The organism is Halomonas sp. M1 (assembly GCF_029581375.1).
GTDB lineage: Bacteria > Pseudomonadota > Gammaproteobacteria > Pseudomonadales > Halomonadaceae > Vreelandella.
Window position 1 is genome coordinate 2760000 of the sequence record NZ_CP121119.1, and the last position, 18088, is coordinate 2778087.

Here is an 18088-nt window from a genome sequence, read left to right on the forward strand (position 1 = left end):
GCCTTGGTTTTCTGTGTTGGACGCGGCTCGGGAAGGCCTTTGCTTGCCATGATTGTATGAGCATCACCTCTGAGTTTGAAGTTTACGACCTGCAGGGTATCAAGAGAGGGCATCTTGATGACTAGCGCAGAAAATAGCCTCGCTGTGGGTGCAACCACTAGCGAGGCTCAAGGTAATACTTCAGAAGAAAAGAATAGCACCGCTACCGCTGCCCTGACCATCATCACATCAACAAAACCGGAGCGCTTAACCAAGAGTTATCGGCTGGCTGATGGCGAACTGGTGAAGGATCCCGGAGGGGATATGACGCAAGGCAGTGCCGCCGTTTATAGCGTGGATGGCCTGGCAGCTTTTGCCCGCTTGCTGAAATCGCTCAAAACCAACCAAGCGTTGGCCTATGGCTGTCCCGAGCGTCTGACTACCGAGCTGGTATCTAAGCGCCGCTGGCTGGAAGCGGGCCGCCCTGATGACCCTATCCCCCGCAGTAAGGAGCATTTTTCATGGCCTGCTAGCGCTGGTGTCATGATGGCCGATTATGACCCCGGCGATGGCGCGAACACGCTTTCCCGTGATGACCTGCTGGCTTGCCTTCATGAAGCCGTGCCCGCATTGGTTGACGTTGCCGCGCTCTGGTGGCCTTCATCGTCTAGCCATATTGTGAACACGGAAACCGGCGATGATTTAACCGGGCTGCGTGGCCAACGACTGTACTGGCTGGCGCTGGATGCTCGCGATATTGAGCGGGCTGGTCAGGCGCTGCAAACCTACCTATGGGCCGCTGGCCACGGTTGGGTAGACATTGGCGCTGCTGGCCAACGCCTAAAACGTACCCTATTGGATGCGAGCGTCTGGCAGGCAAACCGACTGGATTTTGCCGCAGGTGCTGAGTGCGTTCCACCGCTGGCGCAACAACGCGGCCAGCCGGTTCCCGTTGGTGGTGTGATGGCTGTGTTGGATACCCAGGCGGTAATTCCTAATCCTGACCAGACCACGTTGGCCGCTGCTGAAAAGAATCGTGTGGCTGCCATGAATGCCGCCAAGCCTGAAGCCGATATTGCTCAAGCGGACTATATCGATACCCGAGCTAGCGAAATAGCAGGCAGTGAGGCCAGCGAGGAAATACTACAACAGAGCCGGGAAATCGTGTCACGCGCCTTGAGCCATAGCTTATTGGCTGGGGACTTCCCTATAACCCTGGTAGTTGATGATGGAGGTCATCAGGTATTAACTGTGGGGGAGGTGCTGGATAACTCAGAACGCTATCACAACAGCCTAACGCTGGATCCCATCGAACCTGAGTATCAAGGCGGTAAGACTGTGGGGAAGCTGTACCTGATGGGCGCTCGCCCACGTTTGTATTCGTTTGCTCATGGTGGCAAAACCTACAAATTGAGCAGACCACCTGCCCGCGTGGAGTTAGTTAAAGGTCGTACTTTTGAAGCGGTAGAGCAAGTACTAGGCATCTTGCGCAGGGCCTCGGATGTGTATGATTTTGGTGGGCCGCTGGTGACTGCAACGAATGGCCGTGTTTACCCCTTGGATGAACACGCCCTAAAGCACTGGCTTGGTGGTGCTACGCAATTTTGGCGTTGGCATAAATTGAAAAATGGGGATCACATTGAAGTGTTAGAAGACCCTCCTGTAAGCGTAGCTAAGACCCTTCTGTCACTTGGCGAGCGCCGTGCCCTCAAGCATCTAAATGCTATTATCACCGCGCCAACCTTACGCCTTGATGGCTCGCTGCTGAATCGCCCCGGTTTTGATGAAGCCACCGGCCTGCTACTGGAAATTGACGGCGATGAAGTTCATGCGGTGCCGATACACCCGACCGTGAAGCAGGTCGAAACAGCGCTTGAACGCCTAATGGAGCCGTTTGTTGATTTTCCTCTAGTAGGCCCTGAGGATAGAGGAGTTTTACTCGCTGCGCTGCTAACAGCTGCCGTGCGCCCCGTTCTTCCCACCGCGCCCGCCGTTGGCTTTGATGCGCCCACCCAAGGCAGCGGCAAAACCCTACTGGCCAAGTGCGTGGCAGTGCTGGCGCTGGGAGAGGTTCCTACGATATGGCCACACACCCACGCCCGAGATGATGAAGAAATTCGAAAACGCATCATGACCATCTTGATGACCGGCACACGTGCCGTTATATGGGATAACGTCATTGGCGTGTTTGATAGTGCTGCGCTCGCTGGTGCTCTGACTTCCCAGAATTACAGCGACCGCATCCTCGGCAAAACAGGCAGCGCTAACGTACCCAATAAAGCGCTATGGCTGCTGACCGGTAACAACCTGACCCTGGCCGGAGACTTGCCGCGACGTGTGCTTAAGTGCCGGATAGATCCCGAAACTGATAGACCCTTTGCCCGTCAATTTGACGTGGATCCCGAGACGTATTGCCACCAGCACCGCCAACGCATGATAGCCGATGCTCTGACTGTTATCCGTGGCTGGCTAGAATCTGGTGATGCGCCAGCAACTGGTAGCATGGCGAGCTTTGAAGCATGGGATTTGATGGTGCGGCAGGCGGTAGCATGGGTAGCCCGTCATTTTGGCTCGTCAGGCGAGTATGCAGACCCAATGGAGGCCGTTAACGCTGCACAAGCGGCTGATCCTGAACAAGAACAGTTAGACGCGTTGCTGTGTTCACTGGCAGAGGTGTTTGGTAGAGACCCCTTCACCGCTAAAGACGTGAAGAAAATCCATGACAACTACCATGATCCTCAGCTTCGAGAGTTCTACTTGCCTGATGCAGAGCAGGCCCTTGCAGAGGCTATTACGGAATTCAAAAACTCCAAGCATTTAACCACACGAGGTGTGGGTAGCGTATTCAAATACAGGGCCGACCGAGTTGTAAATGGTAAGCGACTACGCAAACGCAGCGGGCGGGGAGGCGTCGCTGTGTGGATAATTGAGGCTGTTTAAAATTGAATGCCTGAAAGGATTACTTTGGTTGGTCTGATGAGTCTGTTTTCTACCGTCATGGAATAGGCATCCCAGAAACATGATAAATATCTAAAGGATATCAGGGGAGAACTAACCAACCAGAGCAACCAAAGCCATCACCAGTGTATCCCTCTGTGGAAAGTTCCTTGCCCCTTTTGTTTTGAATCCAGAATCAGAGATGGCAGAGCTACTCAATGGGCCGCCAGTAACTATGTATACCCCCCGGTTAGTTGTTCTTGAGAAATGTGAAACTAGAAACATCCAAAATGACCCCACTAGTATAGGAATAGTGTTTTATGAATGAAGTCATTGAACTGCAACAGTCTCGCATGGAAGCTATCCATGAGTTCGCAGGCTATTTACTGGCCAGTGAATGCGGAGTGGCACATGCGATTGCTGAAAAAATCAGTGAGCTTGCTGCGCTTTCCCAGGAGGACTTACAGATAGCACTCGACGCAAGTTAATGGTGCTATCTCTGATCCGCGCTCTTTGGTATGTGGGGGGCAGAGTGGCATCTAATACGCTGTCAATTCGGTGTTACTTTTAAAGTTAATATATTGATTATTATAATTAAAATAATATTTACGCGTTGACTGTAAAGACGATGCTAAATAATATGTTACAAATTGTTACTTAACAGGTGCTATTGTGGCTAAGAAGCGCCGGGTGAAGCAAAACGGCCGTGGTGAGCATCCAGCCAGCCTAGCGAATTTGATTCCTGCCGGGCCTGGCAACCAACGCGCGCGTAAGCATGGTGCCTATGCCCGATACCACCCAGCGGAAATCACCGAGCGGGTGATCCCAGGTGCTACATCCCCTCAGCGCATCGAAGCTTTGATTGAGCTGGAAGAGGCTCGCCTTCACTCAGCATTACAGGAGAAAGTTCGATGGGATGCTCGCTGTGAATACGGTGAAGTGAGTGCCGCTGACTTGATCCTTACAGAGATGCGTACGGGTAGTGATGGTAAGACAACCAAGAGAGAGCGGCCTGACTTTGAGCGTCTGATTGATCGTTCGATGGGGCGAATCAGTGCCCTAATTGACCAGAAAGAACGCCTCAGTGTGCTACCAACCTATGTTGCTACCCATATAGCCACACTTCTCGACAAAGCAGATGCAGAAGGGATGCGGGCAATTGAATGCGCCGAACTTTTCGAGCGTGAAGGTCTTGCTATACCGATATCGGTACAGCAGCGCGTCCGGGCAGAGCTAGCCATGTTGGAGCCCCCAGAGCCAGAGGGTGGCGTAACGGACGAGGAACTTGAGCGGCTATCAGCGGAATATGAGGCGCAGACTGCTAAAGAGTCAGTTTGGCTTACAGAGCGCCAGCGGCAGGTAAAAGACATTCACAAACAAAACGATAGGGAGCGTAACGCCCAATGACCACCCCCAACTACACCAGTGAGCAACTTCAAGAGATCGACGCACTGGAAGCCAAGTATGGCTTCCCAGGCCTAATCGTAGCTGGAGTCGATGCCGGGGTTGCAGCAACACTGACACCATCTCAGCACCAGCACGTAACTAATTGGTTATACATTGCGAATCAACGCTTCGGTGAAGAATTAAAGTCTCAGCTTGGCCGTTCACCAACTGCAGAGGAACTGGCTAACCGCTTGTCGCTATCCATGGCCATAAATCAACGGGTAAGAAGCAGTGCTATTTCATCTGCAAATATTATTCATTAAGGAATGTCCACTAAATAAAGCAGGCGCTGGGAAGAACAATCTGGTTTCCTGGGCGTTTCTACCTGCTACTAGACGATCCAGCATGTCTTTTTATTGGCACATCGCTTGATCATCAGGTAGCTATAATGTCGTGATGTGTTCAGCGGCTGCACACAGTTAATGCAGCCTCTGAATATCTATCGCTTTGCATCTTGCTTCTTGTATTTACATTTCCTCTCTCAGCGAATTTCCCGCAGAATTGTTTCCGCTTGCTCAAGCACTGTTTGCACCGCTTGTTGCGATAGGTCGGGCGGGTAGCCGTATTTCTTAAGGATGCGTTTCACTAAAATCCGCATTCGCGCACGAGCACTTTCTTTCTTGTGCCAATCCACGGTAGCGTTCTTTCGAACCTGCTCCAACAATTCATGTGCAATTAGCCGAAGCTGATCGTTGCCCATTGCTTCAACGGCATTCTGGTTTTGGGCAAGCGCATCGTAAAAGGCTAGCTCTTCATCAGACAAGCCTTCCGCCTCGCCTCTTGCAGCTGATGCCTTCATATCCTTCGCTAGATCTATAAGGGTTTGGATCATATCGGCGGTAGAAATAGCGTTCGCGTGATAGCGAATCACAGCTTGCTCAAGGCGTTCGCTAAAAGCACGGCTTTCCACCACATTGTGTTTAGCCTTGCTTTTAATCTCGCCATTCAACAGCTTCTTCAGTGCCTCAAGAGCGAGGTTTTTGCGCTCCATCGACTGGACTTCAAGTAAGAACTCATCTGATAAGATCGAGATATCAGGCGCCTTAATGCCAGTAGCCTTGAGGATATCGACAATCTCTGCATCTGCTACTGCTTTGTTGACCAGCTGCTCGATAGCAAACTGTTTGGCTCGGGAAGATAACTTACCCTTGACGGTGGTCTTGGCCATAGCCGCGCGAACTGCCTGAAGAAAACCAACTTCGTTTTTAATTTCACTTGCCAGGTCACTCGAAGAGGCCAAAGCGAAGGCACGTGAAAGCTCAAGTGTTGCATCTTGAAAACGCGAAAGCTCTTTTCTCTTGTCGGCTTCAACCGGCTTTCGTTGAGCGGCTTTTGCCTGTTGCCCGACGATCCAATCTATCGCATCCCCTAGCGCCTTGAGTCGCTTCTGTGCCATACCCTCAAGTCCAGCTTGGTAATTGTGACCAGCGAACATAGCGCGTACAACATCAAGCTTTTCAGCAAGCAAAGCGATGGCTTGTTCTTCATCGATGCCAGTTCTTTCACGGTCAGCATCTGAATATTGCGCTAAGGCGTTTTTAAGGTTCTGTGCAATGCCAATATAATCAACTACCAACCCAGCAGGCTTATCGCGGAATACCCGATTAACACGGGCGATAGCCTGCATTAAGCCATGGCCGCGCATAGGCTTATCTATATACATTGTGTGCATGCAAGGTGCATCGAACCCTGTTAGCCACATATCACGCACTATCACTAGTTTTAATGGGTCATCAGGATCGCGCGCGCGCTTTGCCAAATCATCACGGCGTTTTTTGTTACCAATATGGTTCTGCCAGCTTACCGGGTCAGAGGCAGAGCCCGTCATAACAACTTTAATAATGCCTGCTTTGTCGTCATCCGAATGCCATTCAGGACGGAGGGCAACAATTGAGTCATAGAGGGCCACACAAATTCGGCGGCTCATGCATACGGCCATGGCTTTACCGCCCAGAGCCTCTGTCCGCGCCTCTAAGTGTTTCACCAAATCTGAAGCAATCTGTCCAAGGCGTTTATCAGCCCCAACTAATGCTTCTACAGTGCTCCATTTAGCTTTAGCCTTCTCCTGGTCAGATAACGTTTCATCCTCAAGAATTTCGGCGATTTCTTCGTCGATCTTGGGCTTCTCATCCTCTGCCAGTTCGATTCTAGCTACACGGCTCTCGTAGTATATTGGGACCGTTGCTTTATCTTCTACTGCGCGTGTAATGTCATAGATATCGACATAATCACCAAAAACGGCTGGCGTGTTTACATCAGCCGTTTCAATTGGCGTGCCGGTGAAACCAATGAAAGACGCATTTGGCAAAGCTTGGCGTACGTAATGGGCGTAGCCATATTTGCGCTCGCCCGTCTTAGTATTAACCTTGGCATTTAGTCCATACTGACTGCGGTGTGCTTCATCTGCGATGACAATCACATTTCGCCGGTCGGTAAGCGTGGGAAACCGTTCCTCATCTTTTTCAGGCGAGAATTTCTGCATGGTTGTGAAAATGACGCCGCCCGATCGTCGCGCCAGCAATTCCCGTAGTTCTTCGCGGCTCTCAGCATGTGCAGGTGTCTGACGGATTAAATCTTTAGTAAGAGAAAACGTCTGAAATAGCTGGTCATCAAGGTCGTTGCGATCCGTAAGTACTATAAGCGTAGGGTTATTGAGCTTTGCATTGCGCACCAATAGTCCTGCAAAGAATGCCATTAAAAATGATTTGCCAGAGCCTTGTGTGTGCCAGATTACCCCAATACGGCGATCGCCTTCCGGTGACGTGGCTTCAATTGCACTGTTTAGCGCTTTTCGCGCACCATGAAATTGATGGTAACCCGCAATGATTTTAAACGGCCCTTCGCCAACATCACCAAACACTGTGAAATCACGCAACAGCGCCAGAAATCTTTCCTGATCGAAAACGCCCTGCAGTAGCGTGACCATTTCATGGGGGCCTGCTGGCGTGAAATCTCCGACCTCACCAGTGACCGAGCGCCATGGCATAAAGCGCTCTTCACTCGCTGTCAGCGATCCTATACGTGCCAATAGTCCATCGGAGCTAATCAACACAACATTAGTACGAAATAGGGAAGGAATTTGCTGCTTGTAGGTCTGAAGCTGTGCGAATCCATCCTCAATTGTTGTTGCTTCACTTGACGCATTCTTAAGCTCTACGACAGCTACCGGCAGACCGTTTAAGAACACGACTATATCGGGGCGGCGTTTGTATTTGCCCTCAATTACAGTGAACTGGTTTGTTACTAGCCAATCGTTGGCGGCTGGATCATCGAAATCGACTAGCCAAACTTTGTCGCCCTTGATGGCACCATCTTCTGCCCTATATTCGACATCAACGCCATTAACAAGCAACGCATGAATCCGGCGGTTCTCTTCAACAAGACTTGGTGTCTCGGCTACTGTTACCTTGCGCAGCGCGCTCAGTCGAGCATCTTCCGGAATGGCCGGATTGAGTCGCGCAATTGCTAATTTGAGCCGCTCTAGCAAAAGCACCTCACCATGTGACGACCGCTCCGGTGCGCTGCCGTCCGGGGCAATAACATTAGCGCCTAAAAAAGTTATGCCCTGTTCATGTAGAATTTCCAGCGCAGCCTGCTCGACGAGGTCTTCGTTAATTATGCTCATACGCCCCCCTGCAACATAGAAATCAACAGATCTTCTATAGACTGGCTATCTTCCCCGTCTGGGTAGTAAATCGGGTGAATACCTGCTGCTGCCAAAAATTTTCTTCGTATTAAACGATTATCTTTTTCCGATAATGGGAGAAATGCGTAGTGGGGAGTAGGCTCAGCTTGTGCTCGTTCTTTTAGCTGGCAAAGCGCATAGTAGGTCCTATCAGTATCTAGGCTGCATCCTAAAAATAGAAAACCACGCGTGCCTATTAGCTTATCTAGTACATCTGCAAGTTGTGAGTTGTCTTCGTAGTTTGCTTCGTATTCTGATTTTGTAAGAATTCGGCCTACCGAAGACTCAGCTGAGCCATGCAGACGAAGAAGGCAGTGTGGTTCGTTCGCAATTCTCCGTGGAGCCTCTTTAAGTTCGTAGCCACAGAGTTCAGATTTGAAAGGTACGTCACCGTTTTCAAAAGCGCGATATAAGACGTAGTCAAAATTCGTTGTGATCACGCCATTTTCAAATAGAGCAGGCATTAGATTTATTGGTCCAATTGTCCCAAGGCAACCAACACCCAGTTTGCTTCTTATTTCCTCATTGAAAACTGGCATGCCTAAAGTGTCGGCTACAAACTGAGCTGCACTTTCATAGTCTTGTGCAGTTAGAAAGTCTTCGACTGTAGGTAAAGATTCTGGAGAATCTGATAGCAGAGATTTTAAAAAGTCACCCCACCTTAGACCTCCGCTATCAATTGACATGCCTGCGCCAACAAACGGAATAATATTTGTTTGCTTATGAAGCCGATAAAGACTTCTGAAGCGATCAAGGCAGCCGTTTTCGGCTAGGAAACTCAGCGCCCGTTCTTTGCTTTCTTCGATCGTTTGGTTAACCCACTCATTGAATAGTTCACCCTCGGCTGAGTCGTCGAGAAGCTTGAGTGCATCATGTCGTTTCCAGGTAATACCTCTGATTTCAATGTCGCCTTCGTCATTTAGCTCCTCAATGAACCTCTGCTTGAAATACTCCATTCCTAGCTGCCCTCCGTGTGTTCAAGGCGTAGCCTCCCCGACATGAGCTTGGGAAGGAGCAAGTCCTGAATAGCAGTTAGGCTTTGATTTTCCTGTTCGTTGTTACGTATCATCTCCAGCAAAGCACCTGCAACTTTAGAAAACTTTGCCAGCACATCAGCACTTGCATGATTCACCTTTAGTGGACGGAAATTCTTTTTACTGATTTCCTGGAAAGTTGATCCATTTGCGTTGGCTTTGATCAGGTCAAGATTTTCAAGCGTCCAGAAATAGACAAATTCGGTTGGGAGGGCTGGAGCTGGCTGCATTGCAATGAAGCCTTGATTTATAGCCATAGGCTTTTCTACTATGGCGACATAACCAATGGGGGCGCGGGAAGACATAAGGACACTGCCCTTAGGTGACAAACCTGAGCGGATCTTCGCAAGGCCTAAATCGGTTATGCGGCGCTCGGTTTCCCGAATGAACATGCCTGTAAGTTTTGACAGGTCCTTTGGGGTCGCCCAAAGGTGTGTGCCTGCTTCCCAGAAAATTGGTTCTTTGGTGCTTGGGGTACCGCCTCCAACAATTTGGCAAAGATCTCCTATCTCACGTTCTTCCCATCCCTCTGGTAGGCCATTGGCTCCTAGGTTTTTTGGAAAAAGCGAAGTGACAGCCGCAGCTTGAGCACTATCGGGTAGCAGGCCACCAAGAATTGCAACTGGGTCAGTTTCACCTGAAGCAATGCGGCGAGTAGGTCCAAAATCGACAAACCAATCCTTGAATATCGCCCTTGCCATCGATTCCAACGTTTTATTCGTCTGTAGGTTTAAATCGATTTTATCGTCGTACACTAGCAGGCATTTCGCGATCGCTCTTTGTTCGGGTAGGGGTGGTACATCAAGATCGCGAACATACACTGCTGCGCGAGTTGTCGAAGGAATGGGCGATCCATCATCAATCTCGCCGAGTTTATGATGCTGAATGGCATAAAAAAGCCATCGCATGTCTAACTGATCGTGGAGGGGGCGAACATAATAAGCCGTGTCGATTACCCAAAACGGCTCAGTGCAAAAGTTAACTCCTCGGTAGGCTCCTTTTCGACCAAGAATAATTCCTGGTCCTGCAGTCAAATAGTCGCTTGTCCAACCTACAGGGCCGTTCGTGCCGTATACTCGGTAGTCGCCTACTGCGTCTTGATAGCCGCGAATAGCTTTACCGTATTCCAGAGCTATTTCGTCGCCCCAAGTTGAGGGCCGCCAATCAATCATTTTTGCGCACCAGTGAAAGTTGCTCTGATATCGCGTTTTTAAGAAGATCTGCCCGTTCAAATTGATCTGACAGCTTCGCAGTGAGCTGGGCAAACTTCTCTTCAAACGATACCCCGTCATCTATCTCATCCGCGGCCACTACATAGCGACTAGGGGTTAGGACATAGTCATGTTTTCGAATAGTCTCTAGGTCTGCACTTGCGCAGAAGCCAGCCTCGTCCGCATAAGCTAGCTCGGGCGTTTTGGCGCGCCAGCGGTGGTATGTGCTAGCTATTTTCTCGATCTCGGTCTCGCCAAAGTCACGCCGCACGCGATCGACCATATGGCCCATGTTGCGAGCATCGATGAATAGAATCTCTCCGCGCCGGTCGCGGTGGCCGTTGGCGGATTTGTCATTGGCGAGAATCCACAGGCAGGCAGGAATTTGTGTGGAATAAAATAGCTGTCCCGGCAGCGCGACCATACAATCCACCTTATCCGCATCGATCATTGCGCGACGAATATCGCCCTCTCCCGATTGCTGAGATGACATCGAACCATTGGCGAGTACAACACCGGCAGTACCACGAGGTGCAAGGTGGTAAAGGATATGTTGCAGCCACGCATAGTTAGCATTGCCCTTAGGGGGCCTGCCGAATTCCCAGCGAGGGTCCTCGGCTAGACGTTCACCACCCCAATCGGAGATGTTGAAAGGCGGATTGGCTAGGATATAGTCAGCGCGTAGGTACTGAAGCTCATTGCGGATGAAGGAACCTTCGTTATTCCACTTAATCTCTGCATCGATACCCTGAACGGCAAGGTTCATCATAGCCAACCGCCATGTGGTGTGGTTGATCTCTTGCCCATAAACTGAAATATCATCACGGCGACCACCGTGGTCTTCGATAAAGTTCTCAGACTGGATAAACATGCCACCCGAACCACAACAAGGGTCATAGACGCGACCCTGTTTCGGCTCCAGCATGGAAACTAATGTGCGGACAACCGAGCGCGGTGTGAAAAACTCACCGCCACGTTTGCCTTCTGATGATGCGAAACCCGCCAAGAAGTATTCATAAACACGGCCCAGTAGGTCGCGTGCGTCTTCCTGTTGCTTGCGCATATCGATCTTGGAGAACAGATCAATCAGGTCGCCTAACATTTCCTTATTCAGAGTCGGACGGGCGTAATTCTTTGGCAAAACGCCCTTCAGCTTTTCATTGGCGGGAACGCGTTCAATCGACTCCATTGCATCGTCAATGATTTTACCGATATTGGGGTCGCGGGCGTTATTGCGTAAATGTGTCCAGCGGGCTTCTTGTGGTACCCAGAAGATGTTCTCTGCGAGGTATTCTTCTGGATCTTCGGGGTCAGCGTACTCGTCTTTGGCAAGATCGGCATGGTAAGCCTCAAAAGCTTCAGAAATGTATTTCAGGAAAACGAGACCGAGAACGACGTGTTTGTATTCGGAGGGCTCAAGGTTGCCGCGCAGTCGGTCGGCGGCTTTGAACAGGTCGGCCTCAAAGCCTAGGTCGGAAGTGCGCAGATCAGACATTAGATTTCCTAATTTATGTCGGGTGGCAGAGGGCGTGCCGACATTTGAACAATAACGGGCTTTAGCAATAGTGCAGCCACGGCAGTGAGAATGCTGCCGCAGCTAACTTAGGCTGACGGTTAAAGATAACAATATAACAACATATAGGGTTGCTGATGAATATACGCCTAGGCCATATTTTGACTTGCGTAGCAATTCAGGTGAAAGCCTAATAGAACAACAAGTTTGGCTGATGGGGCGATACAGTGTATTGCAGAGCCAGCTGGCATTTTAGTAGGAAGGTGGAAGGTTACGTAATGAAGGTGCGCCGGTAGATCAGCTCATATGGTAGTAGCGTTCAGATTGTCGAGTGCCTGAAATGTGCAACAGGGTGGGGGCTGGTCTATTAAGTGAGACGTTTGTCACCTATATGTCACCTAGAAAAGGGAGTAACAAAAAACGGCCACCTGCTCAATGAGCTAAGTGGCCGTTTTTATTGAATTCTTTGGTCGGAATAGCAGGATTCGAACCTACGACCTCTGCCTCCCGAAGGCAGCGCTCTACCAAGCTGAGCTATATTCCGAACGTTGCTTAAACAGTGCTAGGCAGCGCTTAACAACGGAGCGAATCATACGCAGGCGAAGGGCTTTTTTCAAGCCTCTTTTTACGTGCTCCGTTGCTTTGTTGCGCGGACTTTATGCTTTGCGATCAACCGCTAAGCGTGCGATGTGCGCCATGCTATCACGGTAGGGGCTGGGGGGCAGGGCGTCCAGTTCGGCTAGGGCTTTGTTGGCCATCTCAACGGCGCGTGCACGGGTATATTCCAGCGCACCGGTGGCGTTGATGATCTCAAGCACTTCGTTGAGCTGCTCAAGCCCACCCTGGCGAATCACTTGACGGATCAGCTTAGCCTGTTCCGGCGTGCCGCGTTCCATGGCATGAATCAGTGGAAGGGTAGGTTTGCCTTCTGCTAAGTCGTCGCCAACGTTTTTACCCATGGCTTCGGCATCGCCTTGGTAGTCCAGCAGGTCGTCGATGAGCTGGAAGGCGAGGCCTAGATAACGGCCGTAATACTGCAGGGCGCGCTCTTGGTCAGGTGTAGCGTCTGCAAGTACGGCACCGCTGTGGGAGGCGGCCTCAAACAGCATGGCGGTTTTACCTTGAATAGTTTCAAAGTAGTCCGCTTCAGAAATGCTGGGGTTGCCAATGTTAGTCAGTTGCAGCACTTCCCCTTCGGCGATAATGCAGGTAGCGCTGGAAAGAATCGCCATGATGCGCATGGAACCTACATCGACCATCATTTGAAATGAGCGCGAATAAAGGAAGTCGCCCACCAGTACCGAAGGTGCATTACCCCAGGCATCGTTGGCGGTTTTTTTGCCACGCCGCATGTGTGACTCGTCCACCACGTCATCGTGAAGCAGGGTGGAGGTGTGCATGAACTCAATTAGGGTGGCCAGGGTGATGTGTTTGTCGCCCTGATAGTCAAGGGAGCGAGCAGCCAGCAGCACGAGCAATGGGCGTAAGCGTTTGCCGCCACTTTCAATAATGTATTGGCCGATGGTTTCGACCAGCGGCACTTTAGAATTCAACTGCGCGACAATGGTGCGGTTTACGGCGTCAAAGTCGTCGGCCACCACGGCGTGCAGCGGTGAAGGCGTTGGGCTGGCAGGCGGGGTTTTGGAGACGTTGGCTGTCATGGGTTCCGTTCATCGCGGGGGTAAGGTAGTTGGAGTCATGCTATGGGGCTGGTTGTGAGGCGTCAAGGTAGAGCTAAGCGCTCATGGTGTGATGTCTAATTGACAATGCCCTGTAGCCTTGTGGTAGACAACGATAGTCGCTATAATTCGCGACCCACTCATCATGCTCCCTGTCAGATGGCTGCCAAAAGGGGCGCCACTCGCAGCAGGTCAATAAGAGCGGAAGGCGATGAGCGTTGGTTACGCGGGGCGTAACCGGCATTAACGACAAGTCCGGAGAGCGACATGTACGCAGTTATTAAAAGCGGTGGCAAACAGTACCGTGTTAAAGAAGGTCAAACCCTCAAGCTCGAAAAAATCGAAGTCGCTACCGGCGAAACGATTGAGTTTGATGAAGTGCTGCTGGTTGCAGACGGCGACGACGTAAACATTGGCGCGCCCTTCATCGGCGGTGCCAAAGTGTCTGCTGAGATCGTTTCCCACGGCCGTGGCGATAAAGTAACGATCATCAAATTCCGTCGCCGGAAGCACAGCATGAAGCGTCAGGGCCACCGTCAGTGGTTCACTGAAGTCAAAATTACCGGAATTTCTGCGTAAGCAGCTATTTCCTTTAGGAGGATTTTGCAATGGCACATAAAAAGGCAGCCGGCTCCACGCGCAACGGTCGCGATTCCGAGTCCAAACGCTTAGGTGTGAAACTGTTCGGTGGCCAAGCGGCCAGCGCAGGTAGCATCATCGTTCGTCAGCGTGGCACACGTTTCCATGCAGGCACTGGCGTTGGCTTAGGCCGTGATCACACGCTGTTCGCTCTGAACGACGGCTTCGTGAAGTTCGAGACCAAAGGTCCGAACAACCGTAAATTCGTTAGCATCGTTTCTGCCTAAGTAACACTTGTTGCGCAGAATGAAGATGACGAAATAAAAGCCCCGCCATGGCGGGGCTTTTTTGTCTTTTCGATCCCTTTTGTCCGTTATCAACGGGCGGGATATTGCAGTTAGGGCGGCGGAAGCGGCCGGGAGAATCCAATGCAGTTCGTCGATGAAGCCTCGATTATTGTTGAGGCAGGTAAAGGCGGCAATGGCTGTCTGAGCTTTCGCCGCGAGAAATATGTGCCCAAGGGTGGCCCCGATGGCGGGGATGGCGGTCATGGTGGCAGCGTCTACCTAATTGGTGATGATTCGCTGAATACCTTGATTGACTTCAAGTTTCAGCGTTTTTATAAAGCTGAAAACGGCCAGGGTGGCATGGGCCGTCAGATGAGTGGTAAAGCCGGTGAAGACCTGCACGTGAAAGTGCCAGTGGGTACCACCGTGATTGATGAGGATACCCTTGAGGTCATCGCCGATGTCACTGATGTCGGTCAGGTGGTATTAGTGGGCGAAGGTGGCCGTCGTGGGTTGGGGAATATTCACTTTAAATCCTCCACCAACCGTGCTCCACGCCGCACCACGCCGGGCACCGAAGGCGACCGCCGTAACCTGCGCCTGGAAATGAAGGTAATGGCCGATGTTGGCCTGCTGGGCATGCCGAATGCGGGTAAGTCTACGCTGATCCGTTCGGTATCTGCGGCCAAGCCCAAAGTTGCGAACTATCCGTTCACTACCCTGGTGCCTAACCTGGGCGTGGTGAAGCTGGGCATGCACGAGCACTTTGTAATGGCCGACGTACCGGGGCTGATTGAAGGTGCCTCTGACGGCGCGGGCCTGGGGCTACGCTTCTTGAAGCACCTGACCCGCACGCGTCTGCTGTTCCACGTGGTGGATGTGGCACCTTTCGATGAGTCCGACCCGGTGGAAGCAGCGCAGGCGATTATTCACGAGCTTGGTCAGTTCTCTCCGGCGCTCTCTGAGCGGCCCCGTTGGTTGGTGCTGAACAAGTTTGACCTGCTGCCAGAAGATGAGCGCGAAGCCCGCGCCCAGGCGATTATTGATGCCTTGAACTGGGATGGCCCGGTATTCCGCATCTCGGCCATCAGCAACGACGGCACCGATAAGCTAGTTCAGGCGGCGTATCGCTGGCTGACCGAGCAGCAGCGTCTGGAAAATGAAGATGAAGAAGCTCATGCCCGCGAGCAGGAAATGCGCCGCCGCATGGAAGAGGAGTCAGTAGCCCGTACGGAAGCGCGTCTTGGCCGCCGCCGTAAGCGGGACGATGACGATGACGAAGACGACGACGATTTCGACGATGATGATTACGATGTCGAGGTAGAGTACGCCCCATAACCGACCCTCGGTTGAGTGGGAAGCGTCAACAGGGTTAACGGAAGCAATGCTGTGAGCGAAAAGGCTTGGGAGAGTCGCGACGTGGAAAGCAATGAGCAGTTGCCCGGCCGGGAGGCGTTAAGCAGCGCCCGCCGGGTAGTGGTTAAAATTGGTAGTGCGCTGCTCACCAACGATGGCCGTGGCTTGGACGAGGTGGCGATTGGTGGCTGGGTCGACCAGATTGCCACGCTGCATCAGCAGGGTATCGAGGTCGTGCTGGTCTCATCCGGCGCGGTTGCCGCCGGTATGGTGCGTCTGGGGTGGCAAGCGCGCCCCAGCGCTGTCCATGAGCTTCAAGCCGCCGCAGCGGTAGGCCAGAACGGCCTTACCCAGTGCTACGAGCAGCATTTTGCTCGCCACGGCATGTTAACGGCTCAGATTCTGCTTACCCACGATGACCTGTCTAACCGCAAGCGCTATCTCAACGCGCTGTCGGCGCTGCGTACCTTGGTCGAGATGCGCGTGGTACCGGTCATCAATGAAAACGATACCGTCGTCACCGACGAGATTCGCTTTGGCGATAACGACACCCTCGGCGCGCTGGTTGCCAACCTGTTAGAAGCCGATGCACTGCTGCTGCTTACCGACCAAGAGGGGCTGTTTGACGCCGACCCTCGCCACGACCCCAATGCTCAGATGATTGCCGAAGGGCGCGCTGACGACCCACGGCTAGCCGCTGTGGCAGGCAGTGGTGGGGCCTTGGGGCGTGGTGGTATGAGCACCAAAATACGCGCGGCGCAGCTCGCGGCCCGTTCTGGCGCAGTCACGGTCATTGCCAGTGGTCGCCAGCCAGACGTTATTTCTCGCGTCATGGCAGGCGAAGCGCTGGGAACCTTGTTGCGGCCTGACCAGGCACCTATCGCCGCCCGCAAGCGTTGGCTGGCGGGGCAATTGCAGGTACGGGGCACCTTGGTGCTAGATGCCGGCGCGGTGAACGTACTGCGTGGCAAAGGCTCTAGCCTTCTGGCAGTGGGCGTGCGCGAAGTGCAGGGCAGCTTTAAGCGCGGTGATATGGTGCTGTGCGTGGATGAGCAGGGCACGCGCGTGGCCAAAGGGTTGGTCAACTATGGGGCTGAGGAAGCACGCCAGTTAGCAGGCCAGCCAAGCCACCAGATTGAAGCAATCCTGGGGTACGTAGAAGCTCACGAGTTGATCCACCGCGATAACTTAGTCGTTGTTTAACCGCAAAGTAGCTGTTTAACGGCAAGGTGGCTGTTTAGCGAAGTGATTGTTTAATCGCGAGGGCGGGGCGGCAGCGGCACTTGGCGTGGCCAGTCATTGGGGACAAGGATGAGACGCTCCAGTGGCTGCATCTTTGCTCCTGTTCCTGTTCCTGTTCCTGTCTCCGCTTCTGGGTCGTAAAGCATCACCTGCTGTGGCCCGTAGCGCTCAATCAGCGGCTTCACGATTGCCATTTCCTCGTTGGCTGGCTGAAACGCCGCTTTAGGTGGCGGGGCCAGCCAATGGGGTTTCTCCAACCACGCCATGTGCAGTGACTCACTTGTTTGAGCTGCAAGCGCTGGCCAATCTTTTATATAACACCACCTACCGCGCCGATGATTGGCTGTTGCCCCGATGGGCGGCGGCATTGCCGTGTGCCAGGGATAAAACAGTACGCCGGGCATGGCTAGGCGCTGGGTGAGCTGGCCGTTAAGCGGCGCGGTGGGGCCAAGGTCCCTTGGCGCTAGCCATTGGGTGATCAGTGCCTGCGCGACGGCGGTACTCGAAATGGGCAGCTGATGGTGGCGCAGATGGCTGCATTTCAGTGCTAGGCTGTCTAGCCCGCCAGGGCCAATCCAGCGGCTTTGGCTGGTGGCATCTCCCGGTCCTTCGGGTAGCCCTAGGTAGAACTTAATGGCTACTTCCAAATGCACGGGAGCGGTGTTGTCACGCGTTCGATAGAGCATGTCCAGCTCGCCTAGCGTATTGCGCCGCTGCGTAATGCGTAGGTTCTTGGCCAAAAGCCGGGTAGTGGGGGCATTATCTAACAGCAGGTGCCAAAGCTGTTCGTGGTAGTGGCCCATACGGGTAGCTAACCTGCCATCCAGCGCGTTCAGCTTTGGCGTAAGCTGCGCCAACCAGGCGTCTATGCTGTCCGTCAAACCAAGCTCTTGTTGCGTTGGCTTGCCGCCACAGGGGATGGGCGGCGGTAGCTCAACGACATCCGGCGTGGCGATTAGCCACGCTAAGTCGCGGGCTGCTTGAGAGCTAAGGTGAGCGGAGTAGTGCTCGCTGGGCGCGTTGCTCACTATCACAGAAGGCACTCGTAGCTCATTGCAGGGCGTACGCCGCCAGGAGCACAACGGCGACTAATAGCGCCAGCACTAGCCCCCCTGCGTATCTTGCGTAGTTATGCAGCAT

14 protein-coding genes and 1 tRNA gene are annotated in these 18088 nt (G+C 52.5%); 8 read left to right on the top strand and 7 right to left on the bottom strand.

Annotated features, from left to right (window positions below; all coding sequences use genetic code 11):
- Positions 1-117 precede the first annotated feature (117 nt).
- The 4 genes from P8S54_RS12770 (at position 118) to P8S54_RS12785 (ending at position 4625) form a co-directional block, all read left to right on the top strand.
- Complete coding sequence (locus P8S54_RS12770) at positions 118-2919, top strand: hypothetical protein (protein WP_281442031.1); 2802 nt, start codon at positions 118-120, stop codon at positions 2917-2919.
- Positions 2920-3236: 317 nt separating this feature from the next.
- Complete coding sequence (locus P8S54_RS12775) at positions 3237-3404, top strand: hypothetical protein (protein WP_281442032.1); 168 nt, start codon at positions 3237-3239, stop codon at positions 3402-3404.
- Between the two features lie 184 nt (positions 3405-3588).
- Positions 3589-4323, top strand: coding sequence for a hypothetical protein (locus P8S54_RS12780; protein WP_281442033.1), 735 nt, complete (start codon positions 3589-3591; stop codon positions 4321-4323).
- Positions 4320-4625 (top strand): hypothetical protein, encoded by a 306-nt coding sequence (locus P8S54_RS12785; RefSeq protein ID WP_281442034.1) that lies wholly within the window; start codon positions 4320-4322, stop codon positions 4623-4625. Before P8S54_RS12780 ends, P8S54_RS12785 begins: the two co-directional genes overlap by 4 nt.
- 218 nt (positions 4626-4843) lie before the next feature.
- Here the strand turns inward: P8S54_RS12785 and P8S54_RS12790 are convergent, their stop codons facing one another.
- From P8S54_RS12790 to ispB, 6 genes are all read right to left on the bottom strand, one after another.
- The gene (locus tag P8S54_RS12790; RefSeq protein ID WP_281442035.1) at positions 4844-7987 is read right to left on the bottom strand and encodes a type I restriction endonuclease subunit R; all 3144 of its coding nucleotides are present in this window, start codon (positions 7985-7987) and stop codon (positions 4844-4846) included.
- Positions 7984-9003, bottom strand: coding sequence for an SIR2 family protein (locus P8S54_RS12795; RefSeq protein WP_281442036.1), 1020 nt, complete (start codon positions 9001-9003; stop codon positions 7984-7986). Before P8S54_RS12795 ends, P8S54_RS12790 begins: the two co-directional genes overlap by 4 nt.
- 2 nt (positions 9004-9005) lie before the next feature.
- Positions 9006-10253: a restriction endonuclease subunit S gene (locus P8S54_RS12800; RefSeq protein WP_281442037.1), complete on the bottom strand. Its 1248-nt coding sequence runs from the start codon at positions 10251-10253 to the stop codon at positions 9006-9008.
- A complete protein-coding gene (locus P8S54_RS12805) occupies positions 10246-11787 on the bottom strand; it encodes a class I SAM-dependent DNA methyltransferase (protein WP_281442038.1) in 1542 nt (513 codons plus the stop codon). The genes P8S54_RS12800 and P8S54_RS12805 overlap by 8 nt, the downstream gene beginning before the upstream one ends.
- Before the next feature lie 485 nt (positions 11788-12272).
- A tRNA-Pro gene (locus P8S54_RS12810) sits at positions 12273-12349 on the bottom strand.
- 112 nt (positions 12350-12461) lie between these two features.
- Positions 12462-13466: an octaprenyl diphosphate synthase gene (gene ispB, locus P8S54_RS12815; RefSeq protein ID WP_281442039.1), complete on the bottom strand. Its 1005-nt coding sequence runs from the start codon at positions 13464-13466 to the stop codon at positions 12462-12464.
- A gap of 285 nt (positions 13467-13751) precedes the next feature.
- Here ispB and rplU point away from each other — a divergent pair, with 285 nt between their 5' ends.
- The 4 genes from rplU (at position 13752) to proB (ending at position 16909) form a co-directional block, all read left to right on the top strand.
- Positions 13752-14063, top strand: a complete 312-nt coding sequence (gene rplU, locus P8S54_RS12820) for a 50S ribosomal protein L21 (protein ID WP_009097311.1) — start codon at positions 13752-13754, stop codon at positions 14061-14063.
- A 29-nt stretch (positions 14064-14092) separates the two neighbouring features.
- A complete protein-coding gene (rpmA, locus tag P8S54_RS12825) occupies positions 14093-14350 on the top strand; it encodes a 50S ribosomal protein L27 (RefSeq protein WP_009097313.1) in 258 nt (85 codons plus the stop codon).
- Between the two features lie 141 nt (positions 14351-14491).
- Positions 14492-15688, top strand: a complete 1197-nt coding sequence (cgtA, locus tag P8S54_RS12830; RefSeq protein ID WP_281442040.1) for an Obg family GTPase CgtA — start codon at positions 14492-14494, stop codon at positions 15686-15688.
- Positions 15689-15769: 81 nt separating this feature from the next.
- Positions 15770-16909: a glutamate 5-kinase gene (proB, locus tag P8S54_RS12835; protein WP_009097317.1), complete on the top strand. Its 1140-nt coding sequence runs from the start codon at positions 15770-15772 to the stop codon at positions 16907-16909.
- Between the two features lie 50 nt (positions 16910-16959).
- Here proB and P8S54_RS12840 read toward each other — a convergent pair whose 3' ends face one another.
- Positions 16960-17982, bottom strand: a complete 1023-nt coding sequence (locus P8S54_RS12840) for a DUF1853 family protein (protein WP_281444102.1) — start codon at positions 17980-17982, stop codon at positions 16960-16962.
- Positions 17983-18088: the final 106 nt, after the last annotated feature.